The sequence below is a fragment of the Actinomadura sp. J1-007 genome (genome assembly GCF_009793335.1).
Lineage (GTDB): Bacteria > Actinomycetota > Actinomycetes > Streptosporangiales > Streptosporangiaceae > Spirillospora > Spirillospora yumaensis.
This window is the reverse complement of sequence record NZ_WING01000001.1, coordinates 993026-1010378: the sequence shown is the minus strand read 5'-3', so window position 1 is coordinate 1010378 and position 17353 is coordinate 993026. Positions and strand designations below refer to the sequence as shown.

The following is a 17353-nucleotide window of genomic DNA, read 5'->3' as shown; positions in this document are numbered from 1 at the left end:
TCACAGCGACCCGGACGCCTCGAACGTCCGGCCGCTCTTGCGGCCCGGCACGAGGACCCGCTCCAGCACCTCCACGACCAGGAACAGGACGAACCCGATCACCGTCAGCCACGCGATCGACGCGAACACCGTCAGGCTGTCCATGTCGCCGCGCGCGGTGATCAGCAGCACGCCGAGGCCCTTGTCGGCGCCGACGAACTCGGCGACGACCGCGCCGACGACCGCGAGGGTGATGCCGACCTTGACGCCGGCGAAGATGCTCGGCAGCGCCCACGGCCAGCGGATCTTCCAGAACGCCTGCCAGCGGCCCGCGCCCATCGACCGCACCAGCATCAGGCTCTCCGGCCGCGCGGCGCGAAAGCCCACCAGCGAGTCGATCACGATCGGGAAGAAGCAGATCAGCGCGACCATCAGCACCTTCGGGAGCTGCCCGAAGCCGAACCAGATGATGAACAGCGGCGCGACCGCCACCTTCGGCACCACCTGCGCGATGATCAGCAGCGGGTACACCGCGCGCCGCACGATCTCGCTGTAGACCATCGCCACCGCGATGGGCAGCGCGACCGCGACGGCCAGCGCGAACCCGACGAAGATCGCCACGATGGTCGGGACGGACTGCTCGGCGAACGTGCCGAAGTCGCCGAACATCTTGTCCAGCACGTCCAGCGGCGCCGGGAGCACGTACTCCTCCACGCCGCCGAACGACACGATCGCCTGCCAGAGCGCGACGAGCGCGACGACCAGCACGCCGGGCAGCACCCAGTCGGCGACCTTCGACTCCAGGAACCGCCCGCGCCGCCTCGGCGCGGCGGGCGCGCCGCCGCTCCCGTGCGCGGACGGCGCGCGGCGCGCCGCGTTCTTCTCCTGCGTCGGGCTCACTTGGCCTCCTCCGAGAGCACGCCGAGCGTCTCGAACACGCCCCGGATCTCGCCGACCAGGTCGGTGAACACCGACCCGGCGCGGGCGCTGAGGTGCCGGGGCCGGTCCAGCGGGACGCGGAACTCGGCCGCGATGCGGGCCGGGCGCGGCGAGAACACCAGCACCCGGTCGGCGAGGAACACCGCCTCGTCGATGCTGTGGGTGACGAACACAACCGTCTTGCGGCGCTCCATCCACAGCCGCTGGAGGTCGATCTGGATCTGGTCGCGGGTGAGGGCGTCGAGCGCGCCGAACGGCTCGTCCATCACCAGGATCTCCGGGTCGTGCAGCAGCGCCCGGCACAGCGCCACGCGCTGCCGCATCCCGCCGGACAGCTCGTCCGGGTAGCGGCCCTCGAAGCCCTTGAGGCCGACCCGCGCGAGCAGCTCGCGGGCGCGCGCGTCGGACTCGGCCTTCGGCGCCTTGCGGATCTCGGCCTGGAGCAGCACGTTCTGGAGCGCGGTGCGCCAGGGCAGCAGCTCGGCGCTCTGGAACACGATGCCGAGGTCGGTGTACGGCTTCAGCACCGCCTCGCCGCCCACCCTGACCTGCCCGGACGTGGGCTGGGTCAGGCCGGCCAGCGCCATCAGCAGCGTGCTCTTGCCGCAGCCGCTCGGTCCGACGATCGCGAGGAACTCGCCCCGCTCCAGCTCGAACGACATCTCGCTGACGGCGGTGACGACGCCGCCGCCGGTGTCGAACGACTTGGTGAAGGCGTCGAACTCGACGTACGGCGCGGCCGCCGCGGGCGCCACTACTCGCTCCCCAGCGGGTCGGCGCACTTGTCCAGGAACGCGTTGCTGGCGACCTCGGCGGGCTTCACCTTGCCCTTGTCCACGCCGCCGTGCCGTTCCATGATCTCGATCGTGCTGCGCCAGTCGGCCTCGGCCGTGCAGCCGAACGGCTGGCCCTGCGTCCGCGCGGTCGCCATCAGCTTCGCCGACGCCAGCCACTGCTCCTTGACGACCTGCTTCGACAGCGCGCTGGTCTTCGCGACCTTGAAGAACGAGGCGACCGCGGCGTCAGGGTCCCGGTCGGTCGCCGCGACGGCCTCGGCGGTCGCGGCGAGGAACTTGCGGACCGTCCCGGGGTGCTCCTTGGCGAACCGCTTGGAGGTGACGATCCCGGACGACAGCACGTCCAGCCCGGCGTCGGCGTACCCGAGGGTCCTCAGGTCGCAGTCGCACTTGATCTTCATGTTGGGCCCGGTGACGTTGGTCAGCCCGAACGTGAACCGGGTCTTGCCCTGCACGAACAGGCTGTCGCGCGTCGGCACGTCCACCTTGTTGAACCTGACCGAGCCCTCGTCCAGCCCGCTCGCCTTGGCGAACGCCGGGAACACCGTCTCCGCGGCCGATCCCGCCGTGTAGCCCGCCGTCTTGCCCGCCAGGTCCTTCGCCGTCCTGATGCCCGAGTCGGCCCGCGTGAAGATCGCCAGCGGCGACCGCTGCACCATGCCCGCCACCATCTGGACCGGCATGCCCTTCCCGGCCGCCTGCACGAGCGAGCCCGCGTCGGCGTAGCCGAGGTCGTCCGACCCGTTCGCCACGGTCTGGAGCGTCGTGGCCGAGCCCTTGCCCGGGTTGAGCGTGACGTTCAGCCCGTGCTTGGCGTAGACGCCCTGGTCGACGCCCGCGACGAGCGGGAGGACGGCGCCGGTGTAGAAGACGTCCGTGCGCAGGTCGATCTTGATCCGCCCGGAGGCGTCCTTGGACTCGCCCGAGCCGCCGCACGCGGCGAGCGCCAGGGCGGCGGCCGCCGCGACGGCGGCGCCGGCCGCCAGCCGCCGCGCGCGGGGCGCACCGGAGGGAGTGTGCCCAGAAGTTGTGTGCATGTGACCTCGTTCGGGAGTTGGCCGGGCGGTTGCGCCCCACGCCGAGCTCCGCCGCCAGCGGGCGGAGGTATATATTTTAAGACGGAGTATCTGGGACCCAAATAACTTGTGTCAAGGTATCTTGGTTCCGCTACTCTTCCGCTACCGGCTTCCCGGCCGACGACGGCCCGGCTCTCATCCCACGGACGGTGCAATGGACACGGTCGAGAAGGTCCTCGACGAGTGGCGCAGGGAGCGCCCCGACCTCGACCCCTCGCCGATCGGCGTCTTCGGCCGCCTGCGCCGCGTCGCCGAGCTGTCCCGCCACGAGCTGGAGGGCTACCTGACGCCGCACGGCCTGACGCCCAAGTCGTTCGACGTGCTCGCCAACCTCCGCCGCGGCGGCCCCCCGTACCGCAAGACCCCCTCCGAGCTGGCCGAGTCGTCCCTGCTGTCCAGCGGCGCGATGACCGGCCGCCTCGACAGCCTGGAGCGCGCGGGCCTCATCACCCGCACGCCCCACCCGAGCGACCGCCGCGTCATGTTCGCCGAGCTGACCCGGGACGGCATCGACCTGATCGACGAGGTCTTCGCCCTGCACCTCGCCAACGAGGAGGCGCTCCTGGACGGCCTCGCCGCCCCCGAGCGCACCCAGATCGCCGCCGCCCTGGCCCTGCTCGAACGCACCATGCAGACCGTCATCGCGTCCCGCCAGGCCCCGGCCCCGCGCCGCCCTCGCCGCACCGACCGCTGACCTGCGCAAAAGGGTAGGTCACCGTGGTCCCGGCCCGCTCCACCGCCCCTACCCGTCACGTCCGTCGCGTCCGTCATGCCCGTCGCGCCGGTCCCGGCGGGTCTCGCGGCGGTCGTTCCGCACGGCGAGAACGGCCGTGAGCGTCTGGAGCGCGAGCGCCAGCCCCGCGAGGTAGTGCGCGATCATGTCCGTCCCTTCCCCGCGGGACGTTCCCGCGGCCTCGCCCCCGGTGTACGGGCCGCCCCGGCCGTCCGGAAAAGGGCGCGGACAAACCCCGGACAAAAGCCCCCGGAGCTCCCCGGCCGTAGGACAATCGCGATGTCCGGACGGCGGCGCGGGAGGCCAATGTGGGGCGGCTCAGGGAACCGATCGACGACAACGCCCCCGAGGCCCTGCGCGACCTCGCGCAGCGGCTCCGCGACGCGGTGGACCGGGCCGGTTTCGGCGCCGTCCGCGACGTGGGGGAGGCCGCCGGGCTCGGCCACGGCACGGTCGCCGACGCCCTCTCGGGCGGGCGCGCCCCGACCTGGCGGACCGTCGGCAGGATCCTCCAGGCGTGCGACATCAGGCCCGACACCGCCTGGCGCCGCGCGCAGGAGAACGCGAAGGCCGCCGAGACCGCGTGGAAGAACGCGGCCCGCACCGGCCGGGCGTCAGGGCCGCCCGAGACGACCGAGCCGCCGCCCGCGCCGTCCCGGCCGGGCATGTTCTCGATCAAGCCGCCGTTCGGCGAGCTGCCCGCCCGCCTCCGAGGCCGCGACGGCGTCGCGGCCGTCCTGCGCGCGCGGCTGACAGAGCCGACCGGGCGCGTCCAGGTCCTGCACGGCCTCGGCGGCTGCGGCAAGACGACCCTGGCCCTGCACCTCGCCCGGCTCGCCCGCGAGCAGGGCCACCGGGTCTTCTGGCTCTCCGCCCTGGACCGGGACCGCCTGATCACCGGCATGCGCGAGACCGCCCGCGAACTCGGCGCCTCCGAGGAGGACGTCGAGGACGCCTGGACGGGCCGTACCAGCGCGATGGACCTGGTCTGGCGCCACCTCGACGCGTCGCCCCGGCCCTGGCTGCTGGTGATCGACAACGCCGACGACCCGGCCGTCCTCGCCGCCGAACGCGGCGCGCCCGGCGACGGCACCGGCTGGGCCCGCGCCACCCCCGGCGGCCTGACCCTGATCACCAGCCGCGTCGGCTCGGCCGAGACCTGGGGAGGCGAGGCCGACTGCCACCACATCGAGCCCCTCACCCCCGCCGACGGCGCGGACGTCCTCATCGACCTCGCCGGGCACGCCGGCACCGAGCACGAGGCGCGCGCCCTCGCCGAACGCCTCGGCGGCCTGCCCCTCGCCCTCCGCCTCGCCGGCTCCTACCTGGCCCGCACCGCCCGAGGCGCGGGGCTCCTGCGCCACCGCCACGACGGCTCGTCCCGCATCCGCACGTTCACCGCGTACACCGAGGTGCTCGGCGACGTGGGCACCGCGCTGCTCGACGCGGGCGCTCCGCAGGACGGCCAGCACCGCCGCCTCGTCAGCCGTACCTGGGAGCTGAGCCTCGACCTCCTCGACGCGCAGAACCGGCCCGAGGCGAGGACCCTGATGCGGCTGCTCTCCTGCTTCGCGCCCGCCCCGTTCCCCGTGGACCTCCTCGACCTGCCCGTGCTCGCCGCGCACGGCCTGCTGCCCGACCCGCCCCTCGCCGACCGCGTCGACGACGCACTGGAGGCGCTGGTCGAACTGAGCCTCCTGGAGGTGGACGAGACGTCGCCCGACCTGCCCTGCCTCGTCGCGCACCGCCTCGTCCTGGAGTCCAACGCCGACCGGCTGCGCACGGCGCCGCCCGCCGAGCGCGCCGCCGTCCGCGCGACCGCCGCCGCCCTGCTCGAACGCGGCGGCGCGCGGGCGCCCGAACTCCCCGCCAACCGCGAATGGTGGCGGCTCCTCGTCCCGCACGTCCGGCGCCTGGCCGAGGAGGCGCCCCCGGACGACCCGCGGCTCGTGGCCCAGGCGGTGGAGATCGGCCTCGGCGCGATCGCGTACCTGTGGTTCAACGGGAAGCAGGAGGCCGCCGAGGGGCTGATCCTGCTCCTGCGGCGGCGCGCCGAGGTCCTGGAGCCGGAGCATCCGGCCCGCCTGTCACTGCGGCACCGGTACGCCCTCGCGTTCCTCTACGACGAGGAGGAGAGGACGGAGTACGCCGACGTCCTGCGCGCCCAGCGCGACGTCCTCGGGGCCGACCATCCCGAGACTCTGATCACTCACCACAACTGGGCGGCCTCGCTCGCGCGGGCCGGCGCGCGGGACGACGCCGAACGCGAGCTGCGCGCCGTCCTCGCCGCCCGCACGCGCGTGCTCGGCCCCGCGAACCCGTACACCGTGGTCACGCACAGCGCCCTGGCCGCCCTGCTGGAGGAGCGCGGCGACGCGGGCGAGGCCAACGCCTCCGACGAGGAGATCGAACGCACCGGCGAGGACCGGCGCGCCGTGACGATGCAGCGCAGGCACGACCGAGTGCACGCCCTCGACGCGTCGGGCGACCACCCCGAGGCGGAGGCGGCCTGCCGGTCGATCCTCGCGGACCTGGAGGCGCGCGGCGACACCGGCGCGTCCCTCTACCGCGACATGAAGCGCGCCCTCTCCCGCAACCTCCAGACGCAGAAGCGGTTCCCGGAGGCGCTGGCGGAGATCGACGGCTACATTGACCTGCTCGCCGACTTCTGCGCGGACGGCGACCCGGCCGTCCTCCAGGCCCGCCACGAGCGCGGCCACCTGCTGAGGCGGATGGACGACGACGCCGGAGCGGAGTCGGAGTTCCGCGCCGTCCTCGCGACCCGGCACGGCCTGATGGACGATGACGACCCGGTCGTCCTGAAGGAACGGCACTGCCTGGCGCACGTCCTCAGCGACCTCGGCCGGCACCGCGACGCCGCCGACGAGCTGCGCCCGGTCGCCGACGCGTACGACCGGCGCGACGGCGCCGAGGCCGGAACGGCGCGCGGCGCCCGCTACTGCCTGGCGACGATGCTGCACCGCGACGGGCAATGGGACGAGGCCCACCGCTCGTACGCCAAGGTGCTCGCCGCGGAGACCGCCGTCCTCGGCGCCGACCACACCGAGACCCTCGTCACCCGCCTCGACATCGCCGAGGTCCGCCACGCCGCCGGCGTGATCGACACCGCCACGGCCCGCACCGAGTACGAGGCCGTCCTGGCGGCTCAACTGGCGGCCGTCGGCGAGGACCACGCCAACACCCGCGCCGCCCGCCGCGCCCTGACCCGCCTGGAAACTGAGGACGCCTGACCTCCCTCGGCGTGCGCCCCCGCTACTACAGGTCCAGGCCCCCGTCCTTGACGCGAGCGATGAACGCGGCGAACGCATCGGGCGCGATCTCCAAACGCGGCCCCGCGGGGTCGGTGGAGTCGCGCACTCCCACCGAGGACGCGAGAGCGGCGAGTTCGACGCAGGCGCCGCCTTGCTGGTCGGAGTAGGTGCTCTTGCGCCAACGGGAGGTGAGGTTCACGGGCTCTCCAAAATGGCTTCGATCAGACGCCGTGACTTTTCGATCGTCTCCGCTGAAGACTGGAGATGGTCGAAGAGTAGCCCGAGATCATGCACCTCGCCCGACGCCTCGATGATCGAGCCGTGGCCGTTCGCGCCTTCCACGTAGCCGAGGTCTCCGCCTTCGGAGTAGCCGAGCAGGTAGAACTCGCCGCTCGCGTAGACGGGCGCGCCCGCAGGGATCACCTGGAGGTGGATGGTGGGGTGCTCGGCCAGCTCCAGCAGGTGCCTGAGCTGCTCCCTCATGAGCTCGAAGCCTCCGACGTTCTCGCGGAGCGCCCGTTCGGCGATGAGGGCGAGGACGAACGGTGGATCGTCGGTGAAGAAGTTCGCCTGACGAGCGAGGCGGGTCGCGACGAGGCGTTCGATCTGGTCGGCGCGCGTCCCCATGGACAGGATCGCCCGGACGTACGCCTCGGTCTGGAAGAACCCAGGGATGATCAGCGGCTGGTAGGTGCGGATGCTGTCGGCCTTCTCCTCTTGGTCGGCGAATTCGAGGAAGCTGGCGAGGGTGCCGACCTCCTTGGCGACGAGGGGCTGGAGGTCCGTGAGGGTGTCCGGGAGACCGTAGAAGGCGTCGAGGCGGCCGCTCGCGTCCAGGGACGGGATGCGGCGCATCGTCTCGTAATGGCCGTAGAGCTGCCTGGAGATGTGGGCGGCTGCGGCGGCTTCGGCCTGTGAGGCTCCGATGCGCTCCCGTTCCTTGCGGATGCGGTAGGCGTACAGGGCGGTGGCCGAGGTGGTGGGGTCGATCTCGCTGGTCATCGTCGCCTCCGGAGGGTGTCGAAAACATTGCACAACGTAGTTGGAGGCGATGGGCCGAGGGTCGCGGGCGAGGGCTACAGGCGTTCTGTAGAACCGGATGGAGCTTGCAGAGGAAAGGGAACTGAACTAATGTCTGGACACGTGTCCGGGGAACAGCAGATGACGACGGAGCCGACGCGGCGGCGGCTCACCGAGCGGCAGGCCGACACGGTGCGGCGGCTGACCGACGCGGCCGTGGCCGAGGTGCGGGAGGCCGGGTACGAGGGCCTGACCGTGCGGAACGTGGCGCGGCGCGCGGGGGTCGCGCCGGCGACGGCCTACACCTACTTCGCGTCCAAGAACCATCTGATCACCGAGGTGTTCTGGCGGCGGCTGAGCGCGCTGCCGCCCGTGCAGGCGGCGGGGAACCAGCGGGAACGGGTCGTCGAGGTGCTGCGGGAGATCGCGCTGCTGGTGTCGGACGAGCCGGAGCTGGCGGCCGCGTGCACGACGTCGATGCTCGGCACCGACCCGGACGTGCGGGAGCTGCGGACGCGGATCGGGATCGCGATCCGCGAACGGCTCGGGGCGGCCCTCGGGGAGGGCGCCGACGCCAAGGTGCTGGGCGCGCTGGAGCTCGCCTATGCCGGTGCGCTGGTGCACGCGGGCATGGGCTACACCTCCTACGCGCGGATGGCCGACCGGCTCGCGGAGATGGCCGAGCTCATAGTGCCCGAATAACGAGGTGACGGGTGTGGACCCCTCTTACAGCCCCTACGACTACGCCGTCCACGAGGACCCCTACCCGATCTACGCGCGGCTGAGGGACGAGGCCCCGCTCTACAGGAACGACGAGCTCGGGTTCTGGGCGCTCTCGCGGCACGCCGACGTCGCGGCGGCGTTCAGGGACCACGCGACGTTCTCCAGTGCCAACGGCGTCTCGCTGGAGCCGAGCGCCTGGGGCCCGCACGCGCACAAGACGATGTCGTTCCTTGCGCTGGACCCGCCCCGGCACACGCGGATGCGGGCGCTGGTGTCCAAGGGTTTCACGCCGAGGCGCGTCGCCCGGCTGGGCGACGGCATCCGCGAGCTGGCGCGCGGGTACCTGGACGCCGCGCTGGACGAGCGGGAGTTCGACTGGGTCGCCGACTTCGCCGGGCTGCTCCCCATGGACGTCATCTCGCAGATGATGGGCGTCCCGGAGGGCGACCGGGCGGAGGTGCGGCGGCTCGCCGACCTGGTGGTGCACCGGGAGGAGGGGCTGAACGACGTGCCGCCCGCCGGCATGGGGGCCGCCCTCGAACTGGTCGGCTACTACCAGGACATGGTGGGCGAACGGAAGCGGCGGCGGCGCGACGACCTGACATCGGCGCTGCTGGACGCGGAGGTCGACGGCGACCGGCTGGACGACCGCGAGATCATCGCGTTCCTGTTCCTGATGGTCGTCGCGGGCAACGAGACGACGACCAAGCTGCTCGCCAACGCCCTGTACTGGGGTGCGCGCAACCCGGCGCAGGCGGCCAAGCCGTTCGCGGACCCGGGGCGGGTGGACGCCTGGATCGAGGAGACGCTCCGCTACGACACCTCCAGCCAGATGCTCGCGAGGACGGTCGCCAAGGACACCGTCCTGCACGGGCGGACGGTCCCGGAGGGCGACCGGCTGCTGCTGCTCGTCGGCTCGGCCAACCGCGACCCGCGCGTCTTCGAACGGCCCGACGACTACGACCTGGACCGCGACACGTCCCAGCTCGTCAGCTTCGGCGGCGGGCGGCACTTCTGCCTCGGCGCCAACCTCGCCCGCCTGGAGGCGCGGATCGCGCTGACGGAGCTCGTCGGACGGGTCTCCCGCTACGAGGTCGACGAGGGGCGCGCCGAACGCGTCCACTCGGTCAACGTGCGCGGCTTCGCGAGGCTGCCCGTACGCATGGAGGTGCTGTAGTGCCGAGGTTCGATCCCCATCCCGAACGGCGCCCCGCCCTGGTCGCCGGAGCGTCGTCCGGGATCGGCGCCGCGACCGCGACCGCGCTCGCGACCGCGGGGCATCCCGTCGCGCTCGGCGCGCGGCGCGCCGACAAGTGCGAGGAACTGGCCGCGACGATCCGGGCGGGCGGCGGCGAGGCGTTCGCGCATCCCCTGGACGTGGGCGACTCGGGCTCGGTCAAGGAGTTCGTCGCGGCGGCGCAGGACGCGCTCGGCGCGATGGAGATCGTCGTGTCCGGCGCGGGCGACCTCGCCGCCGATCGCATCCACGAGCTGGACTCGGACGCGTTCCTCGCGCAGGTGCAGGTGCACCTCGTCGGCGCGCACCGGCTCGTGTCGGCGATCGTGCCCGGGATGGCGGCGCGGCGGCGGGGCGACGTGGTGTTCGTCTCGTCCGACGTCGTGCGGATGCCGCGCACCCGGATGGGCGCGTACGTCGCCGCGAAGAACGGCGTCGAGGGCATGGCCCGCGCCATGCAGATGGAGTTGGAGGGGACGGGGGTGCGGGCGTCGATCGTCCGGCCCGGCCCGACCGCGACGGGCATGGGGATGGGCTGGGACGCCGAGACCACGGGGGAGGTCCTGGAGGAGTGGGTGAAGTGGGGCGCCGCCCGCCACCCGTACTTCCTGCGGCCGTCGGACGTGGCGGCGGCGGTCGCGGCCGTCGTCGCGGCGCCGCGCGGCGCGCACCTGTCGCTCGTCGAAGTGCAGCCCGAGGCACCCCTGGAGAAGCCATGACAGCGCTGACCGAGCCCCGCGCCGTGTCCGGCGGCCCCGACCACCTGGACGAGCTGCGCTCCGACCCGATCGGGCTGATGCGCCGCGTCCGCGACGAGTGCGGCGACGTCGGCGAGTTCCGGCTCGCGGGCCGGCGCGTGGTGCTGCTGTCGGGCGCCGAGGCCAACGAGTTCTTCTTCCGCGCCCCGGACGAGGAGCTCGACCAGGCCGAGGCGTACCCGTTCATGACCCCGATCTTCGGGGAGGGCGTGGTGTTCGACGCGACGCCCGAGCAGCGCCGCGAGGCCCTGCACAACCAGGCGCTGAAGGGCTCGTTCCTCAAGGGGCACGCCGCGACGATCGCCGCCGAGGTCGACCGGATGGTCGCCGGATGGGGCGACGAGGGCGAGATCGACCTGCTCGACTTCTTCGCCGAACTGACGATCTACACCTCGTCGGCGTGCCTGATCGGCCGCAAGTTCCGCGAACGGCTCGACCGGCGGTTCGCCGAGCTGTACCACGACCTGGAGCGCGGCACCGACGCGATCGCCTACGTCGATCCGTACGCCGACATCGAGAGCTTCCGCAAGCGGGACGCGGCGCGCGCCGCGCTCGTCCGGCTCGTCCAGGGGATCATGGACGGCCGGCCGCCGAACCCGCCCCGCGACGACCGCGACCTCCTCGACGTGCTGATGTCGATCAGGGAGGAGGACGGGACGCCGAAGTTCAGCGCCGACCAGGTCACCGGCATGTTCATCTCGATGATGTTCGCCGGGCACCACACCACGTCCGGGACGGCCGCCTGGACGCTGATCGAGCTGCTGCGCCACCCGGACGTCCTGGACGGCGTCGTCGGCGAGCTCGACGGCCTGTACGAGGACGGCCGCGAGGTCAGCTTCCAGGCGCTGCGCGCGATCCCGCGGCTGGAGTCGGCGGTCAAGGAGGCGCTGCGGCTGCATCCGCCGCTGATCCTGCTGCTGCGCGTCGCCCGGTCCGACCAGGAGGTGCTCGGCCACCGCATCCCGGCGGGCACGATGGTCGGCTGCTCGCTGGCGGTGTCCAACCGCATCGCCGAGGACTTCCCCGAGCCCGACGCGTTCCGCCCCGAACGGTACGCCTCGCCCCGCGAGGAGGACCTCGCCAACCGCTGGACCTGGGTGCCGTTCGGCGCGGGACGGCACCGCTGCGTCGGCGCGAACTTCGCGATGATCCAGCTCAAGGCCATCTTCTCCGTCCTGCTGCGCGACTGGGAGTTCGAGCTCGCCCAGCCGCCCGGGACGTACCGCAACGACCACTCCAAGATGGTCGTCCAGCTCGCGCGGCCCTGCGCCGTCCGCTACCGCAGGAGGCGGCCGTGAGGATCGAGGCCGACCTCGACCTGTGCCAGGGCCACGCGATGTGCGAGCTGGAGGCGCCCGACGTGTTCGAGGTGCCGCCCAAGGGCAAGGTCCGCGTCCTGGACGACGCCCCGGACGCCGCGCTGCGCGACGAGGTCGCCAGCGCCGTCCGCTACTGCCCGACCCGCGCGCTCAAGCTGCTCGAACCGTGACAGGAGACGTGATGCCCGCATTCCCCCGCGAGGAGCTGGACGCGATGGTCGAGCACTGGCTCGACACCAACCGGCGGTGCGAGGAGCTCGGCGACTGGCGGCCCCTCGCCGACCTCTACACCGAGGACGCCACGTACGGCTGGAACATCGGCCCCGGCCAGGACTTCATGGCCGTCGGCCGCGACGAGATCCGCGACCTCGCGCTCGGCTCCGAGATGGGCGGCCTGGACGGCTGGTCGTACCCGTACCAGAGCATCCTGGTGGACGAGCGCAAGGGCGAGGTCGTCGGGTTCTGGAAGCAGGTCGCCGACGCGCGCCGCCCCGACGGCACCCCGTACGAGGTCGCGGGCATCGGCGGGAGCTGGTTCCGGTACGCGGGCGGCCGCCGCTGGTCGTGGCAGCGCGACTGGTTCGACCTCGGCAACGTCACGTCCGTCTTCGTGGAGATGATGAAGGCGGACGTCCTGTCGGAGGGGATGAGGCGGCGCCTCGACCGCGCCGCGGCGGGCGACCCGGTCCCCGGCTACTACCCGAGAGGCGAGGCCCCCGTCCCCCTCTGGTGAACGGGGCGCGGCGCTAGATCTGGCCCTCGGGCTTCGCCGGGATCGTCGTCTTGATCGCGTCGCCCAGCTCGATGAGGACGTCCCCGGGCGGGCTGTACTTGGCGGGCACCGTGACCTCCACGTACGCCTGCCGCGCCACGGCCGTCCACGTGACGGGACGGCCCGACGGCTGCCCGAACCAGTCGACCCCGTTGACCGTGCTGAGCTGCGTGTCCGGCCGCAGCCCCGGCGGGCGCGGCACGCCGCAGCGCAGCGCGATCGCGGGCGACCCCCACGCGGCGGTCAGCGGCGAGCCGGGGGAGGCGTCGCGGCGCGAACGGCCGTGCACCTTCTCCGGCAGCCGCAGCCCCTCGCAGAGCCGGGTCGTCGCCGCGTCGGGCCTCGGCGGCTGGATCTCGACCGCCCCGTCGCCGCAGCCCGCCGCGAGCAGCGCCACCGGGACCAGGCCGGCGAGGGCGAGCAGGCGGAACGGACGGGGCACGGCGGGGTCAGATGTGCACGATCGGGCAGGTGAGCGTACGGGTGATCCCCTCCACCGCCTGGATCTGCGCGACGACGAGCTTGCCCAGCTCGTCGACATTGCGCGCCTCCGCTCGGACGATGACGTCGTAGGGACCCGTGACGTCCTCCGCCAGGGTGACGCCGGGGATGCCGGCGATCTCACCGGCGACCGCGGCCGCCTTGCCCACTTCGGTCTGGATGAGGATGTAGGCCTGCACCATCACGTCCTCCCCTGGGCGGAGAAATAGCCGTCGGACGGTCACCGTATCGTGTAATGCGCCACGGCGGGCGTCCGGGGGCCGCCCGATCGCGGACGCCCCGCGCCGCCCGTCCGCCCGTGGCCGCGACGGGACGAGGGGTGCGCATGGGGACGATCGGCGAGCTCGGCGAGTTCGGGCTCATCGGACGGCTCACCGGCCGCCTGCCCCAGGGCGGCGACGTCCGGCTCGGCCCCGGCGACGACGCCGCCGTGATCGCCGCGCCCGACGGCCGGGTCGTCGCGACCACCGACCTGCTCGGCGAGGGCCGCCACTTCCGGCTCGACTGGTCCGGGCCGTACGACATCGGCCGCAAGGCCGCCGCGCAGAACCTCGCCGACGTCGTCGCGATGGGCGCCCGCCCCACCGCCCTGCTGATCGGCCTCGCCCTCCCGGCCGCCACCGACGTCGGCTGGGCCGAACGCCTCTACGACGGCCTCGCCGACGAGTGCGCCGTGGTCGGCGCGTCCGTGGCCGGAGGCGACGTCGTCTCCGCGCCCGAGATCACCATCGCCGTCACCGCCCTCGGCGACCTCGGCGGCCGTCCTCCGCTCACCCGCTCCGGCGCCCGCCCCGGCGACCTGGTCGCCGTCCGGGGCGCGCTCGGCCACTCGGCCGCCGGCCTCCACCTCCTCCAGAACCCCGGACCCGGCGCCCGTACCGCCGCCGAGCAGCGACTGGTCCAGGCCCACCTGCGCCCCGTCCCGCCGTACGAGGCGGGCGCCGAAGCACGCGAACTCGGCGCGACGGCGCTCCTCGACGTGAGCGACGGCCTCCTCCAGGACCTCGGGCACATCGCGGCGGCGAGCGGCGTACGGATCGAGGTCGACTCCGCGGCCGTCCCCGCGCCCCCGTTCCCCGGTCCCGAACGGCGCCGCTTCGCACTGACCGGAGGAGAGGACCACGCGTTCGCCGGAACCTTCCCCGCGACGGCCGTTCCGCCCCCATCCTGGACGGTGGTCGGAAAGGTCAGGGAAGGCCGCGGAGTGACGCTCGACGGCGCCGTCCAGGGCCCCGGCGGATGGGACCATTTCCGCGAGTAAACGCATGTGAAACGCAATGGGACGAGTACCTCGCGTTTACTCATCCGGTAGGCATGTTTGGTGCTGGTTTGGTATACATCCTGTGATCGAAGAGGGATGGGATGGGACGACACACGAGACTCCAGCACCCGGACGACGAGCCCTCGGGCGAGTCGGAGCAGTACACCGGGCGCTCGACCGGGCCACCTCCCGGCCCTCCTCCGGGCACCCCTTCCGGCCCCTCCGGAAACCACCCCCGAGGGTCTCGTTCGACACCGCTCCCTTCGGCGTCCCCCAGTACGCCCCGCCCGCCCCCGCCTCCGAACCCCCGCCGCCCGCCGCCGACTCCCCGTCCACCGGCACCTCCCCCTTCGGCACCCCCAGGCCCCCCGGGAGCCCCCACCGAGGCCGACACCCCCCCACCGGCCGCCCCCTCTACACCGACGCGCCCCCACAGTCTGCGCCCGCCTACGATGACGCGGCCCCCTGGGCGCGCCCGTCTACGACAACGCGGCTGCGCCGCCCGCGGCCGCCTACGGTGACGCGTCCCTTCCCGGCGCGCCCGTCCACGACGGCGCGACCGCGTCGTCCGCGGCCGCCTACGACGACGCGACTCCGCTGAGCGCGCCCGTCTACTACAACGCGGCTGGGCCTTCCGGGCCCACCTACGGCGACGCGGCTGCGCCGTCCGCGCGGGGCTATGACGCTGCGGGGCCGCTGGGCGCGCCCGTTCACGACGACTCGACGCCGCCGTCCTCGTCCGGGTCCACCGGTACCTCTCCGTTCGGTGTGCTGGGTGGGGGAGGGGCGTCGGGCGGGCAGGAGCCGTCCACCGGTACCTCTCCGTTCGGGGCGCCTGCGTTCGACGCCTCCGGGTTCGGGGGGCCGTCCATGGACGCGACGCGTCCCGAGGGCGCGCGGCGCGCCGCGTCCGGCGGGGGCTCGCAGCAGCCTCCCGGGCAGCCTCCGAACGAGCCGCCCGCGTTCGGGCACGAGGCGCCTCCGCCTCCCGACGCTCCGGCGCCGTCGTCCGGCGACTCGGGAACGAAGTGGACGAAGGCGTTCGCGAAGCTGCCCGTGCCGCTGCTCCCGATCGTGGCGCTCGTCGTCGCGGTGGGCGTGGTCGCGTACGCGCTCAGCACCCAGCAGATCTCCCTCAACTTCGCCGGGGCCGCCCCGAAGGAGCCGCAGGTCGGCCCCAAGGACGGGCAGGTCGCGCAGCGCGGGCCGGGGGAGCGGGCCAGCCGCGGCGCGGGCCGCGCCGACGGGCTCGTCATCAGGTTCCAGGCCGTGTCCCGTACGAGCACCGGGTACCGCGCCACCGTCACGATCGCCAACCGCGGGCAGCGTCCGGTCCCGCGCTGGGCGCTGGCGTTCCAGATCCCCGGCACGTCCGTACGGGCCGTCAAGGGCGCCACCCTCGCCAAGCCCGGGGCGCGCCCGCTCATCCGCAGCCGCGCCGGCGCGCCCGCGCTCGCGCCCGGCCACTCCGTGCGGTTCGTGTTCGCCGCGAAGGGGCCGGTGCACGGGCCGTCGTCGTGCATCCTCAACCGGCTGCCCTGCGCCCGCGTCTGACCAGGATGGGGCGTACGCCCTCTAAAGTGGCGGTATGACGCAGAATCCGGGACAGGCCCCGCCCCTCGTGCTCACCATCGCGGGCTCCGACTCCGGCGGCGGCGCCGGCATCCAGGCCGACCTGAAGACGATGTTCGCCCTCGGCGCCCACGGGATGAGCGTCATCGCGGCCGTCACCGCCCAGAACTCCCTCGGCGTCCAGGGCTACTGGGAGCTGCCGCCCGACGCCGTGCGCGCCCAGCTCGACTCGGTGCTGTCCGACATCGGCGTCCACGCGATCAAGACGGGGATGCTCGCGTCCAGCACGCTGGTCGAGATCGTCGCCGAACGCCTCGCCGCGTCGGACGCGCCGTCCGTGGTCGACCCCGTCGGCGTCTCCAAGCACGGCGACTCGCTCCTCGACCCGTCCGCCGTGGACGCCGTCCGCACCCGGCTGCTGCCCGCCGCGACCGTCGTCACGCCGAACCTGTGGGAGGTCGAGCAGCTCACCGGCGTGAAGGTGGTGGACGAGTCGGGCCTGCGCGAGGCCGCCGAGGCGGTCAAGGCCCTCGGCCCCGCCTGGGTGCTGGTCAAGGGCGGCCACCTGCCCGGCGAGCCGTCCGACCTGCTCTTCGACGGCGAACGCGAGTACCGCTACACCGCGCCCCGCCACGACAACCGCCACACCCACGGCACCGGCTGCACCCTCGCGTCGGCGATCGCGTCGCACCTCGCGCTGGGCGAGACCGTGCCCGACGCCGTCGCGAAGGCCAAGGAGTACGTCACCGGCGCGATCGCGGCGGGCTTCCCGTTGGGCGCCGGGATCGGCCCCGTGGACCACCGCTGGAACCTCCGCCCCGCGCACTGACCCTCAACGGCGCGTCCCCGCGCCGGGCGGGGTCCGGGAACGCGAAAGTCGGCTCGCCGGAGGTTCCGGTGAGCCGACTGAGGCGTGCGGCGGGCCGCCGGACCCGCCGTGCCGAGGCGGGCGGGTCGGGCCGCGAGGGGTCAGACGGTCGGCTTGACGACCTTGCCGGCCTTGATGCAGGACGTGCAGGCGTTGATCCGCTTGGTGCTGCCGTTCACGACGGCGCGCACGCGCTGGATGTTGGGGTTCCAGCGGCGCGGGGTGCGGCGGTGCGAGTGGGAGACGCGCATGCCGAAACCGGGTCCCTTGCCGCAGACGTCGCAGACGGAAGCCACGGGAAACTCCAAGTGGGTGTCGATGCTGAGCTGGAGCGCCCGAACGCCGGGCAGGTTGCCGGCCATCTGGCGCGCTCACTGATGGGCGCCCCGGACGAGGCGCACGAATCAGAGTAGCCGAACGCGCGTCGGGTAGGCGAATCGGCCTGCGGGTTCGGTCGCCGCGCGGGGCCGGGAGGAGGGGCCGGTTCGTGCGGGGACGTTCCCAACGGCATGGTCCGCGCGGTACA

General features: G+C 73.4%; 20 protein-coding genes. 11 read left to right on the top strand and 9 right to left on the bottom strand.

Annotated features, from left to right (window positions below):
* The 3 genes from GEV43_RS49425 to GEV43_RS04545 are packed head-to-tail and all read right to left on the bottom strand — an operon-like array spanning position 1 to position 2752.
* Positions 1-879 (bottom strand): ABC transporter permease, encoded by an 879-nt coding sequence (locus GEV43_RS49425; RefSeq protein WP_160819604.1) that lies wholly within the window; start codon positions 877-879, stop codon positions 1-3.
* Positions 876-1673 carry an ABC transporter ATP-binding protein gene (locus GEV43_RS04550; protein ID WP_160819603.1) on the bottom strand — a complete coding sequence of 266 codons (798 nt, stop codon included), beginning with the start codon at positions 1671-1673 and terminating at the stop codon, positions 876-878. Before GEV43_RS04550 ends, GEV43_RS49425 begins: the two co-directional genes overlap by 4 nt.
* On the bottom strand, positions 1673-2752 hold the full coding sequence (locus GEV43_RS04545) for an ABC transporter substrate-binding protein (protein WP_160819602.1): 1080 nt from the start codon (positions 2750-2752) through the stop codon (positions 1673-1675). The genes GEV43_RS04550 and GEV43_RS04545 overlap by 1 nt, the downstream gene beginning before the upstream one ends.
* Positions 2753-2945: 193 nt before the next feature.
* On the opposite strand from GEV43_RS04545, the gene GEV43_RS04540 reads away from it, so the two are divergent.
* Entirely contained in the window at positions 2946-3485 is a 540-nt protein-coding gene (locus tag GEV43_RS04540) for a MarR family winged helix-turn-helix transcriptional regulator (protein WP_160819601.1), read from the top strand.
* A 48-nt stretch (positions 3486-3533) separates the two neighbouring features.
* Here the strand turns inward: GEV43_RS04540 and GEV43_RS04535 are convergent, their stop codons facing one another.
* Positions 3534-3671 carry a hypothetical protein gene (locus GEV43_RS04535; protein WP_160819600.1) on the bottom strand — a complete coding sequence of 46 codons (138 nt, stop codon included), beginning with the start codon at positions 3669-3671 and terminating at the stop codon, positions 3534-3536.
* A 161-nt stretch (positions 3672-3832) separates the two neighbouring features.
* On the opposite strand from GEV43_RS04535, the gene GEV43_RS04530 reads away from it, so the two are divergent.
* Positions 3833-6775 carry a tetratricopeptide repeat protein gene (locus tag GEV43_RS04530; protein WP_160819599.1) on the top strand — a complete coding sequence of 981 codons (2943 nt, stop codon included), beginning with the start codon at positions 3833-3835 and terminating at the stop codon, positions 6773-6775.
* A 25-nt stretch (positions 6776-6800) separates the two neighbouring features.
* Here GEV43_RS04530 and GEV43_RS04525 read toward each other — a convergent pair whose 3' ends face one another.
* Both GEV43_RS04525 and GEV43_RS04520 read right to left on the bottom strand, forming a co-directional pair.
* On the bottom strand, positions 6801-6995 hold the full coding sequence (locus GEV43_RS04525) for a DUF397 domain-containing protein (RefSeq protein ID WP_160819598.1): 195 nt from the start codon (positions 6993-6995) through the stop codon (positions 6801-6803).
* Positions 6992-7798: a DUF5753 domain-containing protein gene (locus GEV43_RS04520; protein WP_160819597.1), complete on the bottom strand. Its 807-nt coding sequence runs from the start codon at positions 7796-7798 to the stop codon at positions 6992-6994. The genes GEV43_RS04525 and GEV43_RS04520 overlap by 4 nt, the downstream gene beginning before the upstream one ends.
* A 159-nt stretch (positions 7799-7957) precedes the next feature.
* Between GEV43_RS04520 and GEV43_RS04515 the strand changes: the two genes are divergently transcribed.
* The 6 genes from GEV43_RS04515 to GEV43_RS04490 are packed head-to-tail and all read left to right on the top strand — an operon-like array spanning position 7958 to position 12586.
* The gene (locus tag GEV43_RS04515; protein ID WP_160819596.1) at positions 7958-8518 is read left to right on the top strand and encodes a TetR/AcrR family transcriptional regulator; all 561 of its coding nucleotides are present in this window, start codon (positions 7958-7960) and stop codon (positions 8516-8518) included.
* 13 nt (positions 8519-8531) lie between these two features.
* Positions 8532-9716 (top strand): cytochrome P450, encoded by a 1185-nt coding sequence (locus GEV43_RS04510; RefSeq protein ID WP_309239451.1) that lies wholly within the window; start codon positions 8532-8534, stop codon positions 9714-9716.
* Positions 9716-10495, top strand: a complete 780-nt coding sequence (locus tag GEV43_RS04505; protein WP_160819594.1) for an SDR family oxidoreductase — start codon at positions 9716-9718, stop codon at positions 10493-10495. The genes GEV43_RS04510 and GEV43_RS04505 overlap by 1 nt, the downstream gene beginning before the upstream one ends.
* Positions 10492-11832 carry a cytochrome P450 gene (locus tag GEV43_RS04500; RefSeq protein ID WP_160819593.1) on the top strand — a complete coding sequence of 447 codons (1341 nt, stop codon included), beginning with the start codon at positions 10492-10494 and terminating at the stop codon, positions 11830-11832. Before GEV43_RS04505 ends, GEV43_RS04500 begins: the two co-directional genes overlap by 4 nt.
* A complete protein-coding gene (locus GEV43_RS54595) occupies positions 11829-12023 on the top strand; it encodes a ferredoxin (protein WP_160819592.1) in 195 nt (64 codons plus the stop codon). The genes GEV43_RS04500 and GEV43_RS54595 overlap by 4 nt, the downstream gene beginning before the upstream one ends.
* Before the next feature lie 11 nt (positions 12024-12034).
* On the top strand, positions 12035-12586 hold the full coding sequence (locus tag GEV43_RS04490) for a nuclear transport factor 2 family protein (protein ID WP_160819591.1): 552 nt from the start codon (positions 12035-12037) through the stop codon (positions 12584-12586).
* Between the two features lie 13 nt (positions 12587-12599).
* On the opposite strand, the gene GEV43_RS04485 is transcribed toward GEV43_RS04490, so the two are convergent.
* Both GEV43_RS04485 and GEV43_RS04480 read right to left on the bottom strand, forming a co-directional pair.
* The gene (locus GEV43_RS04485) at positions 12600-13067 is read right to left on the bottom strand and encodes a DUF3515 domain-containing protein (RefSeq protein ID WP_309239450.1); all 468 of its coding nucleotides are present in this window, start codon (positions 13065-13067) and stop codon (positions 12600-12602) included.
* Positions 13068-13074: 7 nt separating this feature from the next.
* Entirely contained in the window at positions 13075-13308 is a 234-nt protein-coding gene (locus tag GEV43_RS04480) for an Lrp/AsnC family transcriptional regulator (RefSeq protein ID WP_160819589.1), read from the bottom strand.
* A gap of 143 nt (positions 13309-13451) precedes the next feature.
* Here GEV43_RS04480 and GEV43_RS04475 point away from each other — a divergent pair, with 143 nt between their 5' ends.
* From GEV43_RS04475 to thiD, 3 genes are all read left to right on the top strand, one after another.
* The gene (locus GEV43_RS04475; protein WP_160819588.1) at positions 13452-14387 is read left to right on the top strand and encodes a thiamine-phosphate kinase; all 936 of its coding nucleotides are present in this window, start codon (positions 13452-13454) and stop codon (positions 14385-14387) included.
* 870 nt (positions 14388-15257) lie between these two features.
* Positions 15258-15941, top strand: coding sequence for a cellulose binding domain-containing protein (locus GEV43_RS04470; RefSeq protein WP_160819587.1), 684 nt, complete (start codon positions 15258-15260; stop codon positions 15939-15941).
* Between the two features lie 34 nt (positions 15942-15975).
* Positions 15976-16788 (top strand): bifunctional hydroxymethylpyrimidine kinase/phosphomethylpyrimidine kinase, encoded by an 813-nt coding sequence (gene thiD, locus GEV43_RS04465; protein ID WP_160819586.1) that lies wholly within the window; start codon positions 15976-15978, stop codon positions 16786-16788.
* A 140-nt stretch (positions 16789-16928) separates the two neighbouring features.
* Here thiD and rpmB read toward each other — a convergent pair whose 3' ends face one another.
* A complete protein-coding gene (gene rpmB / locus GEV43_RS47875) occupies positions 16929-17123 on the bottom strand; it encodes a 50S ribosomal protein L28 (RefSeq protein ID WP_030164391.1) in 195 nt (64 codons plus the stop codon).
* Positions 17124-17353: the final 230 nt, after the last annotated feature.

Excerpts from the sequence above, each read along its gene's own strand:
- GEV43_RS04515 (WP_160819596.1), top strand. The coding sequence starts at position 7,958 with ATGACGACGGAGCCGACGCGGCGGCGGCTCACCGAGCGGCAGGCCGAC.
- GEV43_RS04470 (WP_160819587.1), top strand. The coding sequence starts at position 15,258 with ATGGACGCGACGCGTCCCGAGGGCGCGCGGCGCGCCGCGTCCGGCGGG.
- GEV43_RS04545 (WP_160819602.1), bottom strand. The coding sequence starts at position 2,752 with ATGCACACAACTTCTGGGCACACTCCCTCCGGTGCGCCCCGCGCGCGG.
- GEV43_RS04490 (WP_160819591.1), top strand. The coding sequence starts at position 12,035 with ATGCCCGCATTCCCCCGCGAGGAGCTGGACGCGATGGTCGAGCACTGG.
- GEV43_RS04475 (WP_160819588.1), top strand. The coding sequence starts at position 13,452 with ATGGGGACGATCGGCGAGCTCGGCGAGTTCGGGCTCATCGGACGGCTC.
- GEV43_RS04535 (WP_160819600.1), bottom strand. The coding sequence starts at position 3,671 with ATGATCGCGCACTACCTCGCGGGGCTGGCGCTCGCGCTCCAGACGCTC.
- GEV43_RS04540 (WP_160819601.1), top strand. The coding sequence starts at position 2,946 with ATGGACACGGTCGAGAAGGTCCTCGACGAGTGGCGCAGGGAGCGCCCC.
- GEV43_RS04500 (WP_160819593.1), top strand. The coding sequence starts at position 10,492 with ATGACAGCGCTGACCGAGCCCCGCGCCGTGTCCGGCGGCCCCGACCAC.
- GEV43_RS04520 (WP_160819597.1), bottom strand. The coding sequence starts at position 7,798 with ATGACCAGCGAGATCGACCCCACCACCTCGGCCACCGCCCTGTACGCC.
- GEV43_RS04480 (WP_160819589.1), bottom strand. The coding sequence starts at position 13,308 with ATGGTGCAGGCCTACATCCTCATCCAGACCGAAGTGGGCAAGGCGGCC.
- thiD (WP_160819586.1), top strand. The coding sequence starts at position 15,976 with ATGACGCAGAATCCGGGACAGGCCCCGCCCCTCGTGCTCACCATCGCG.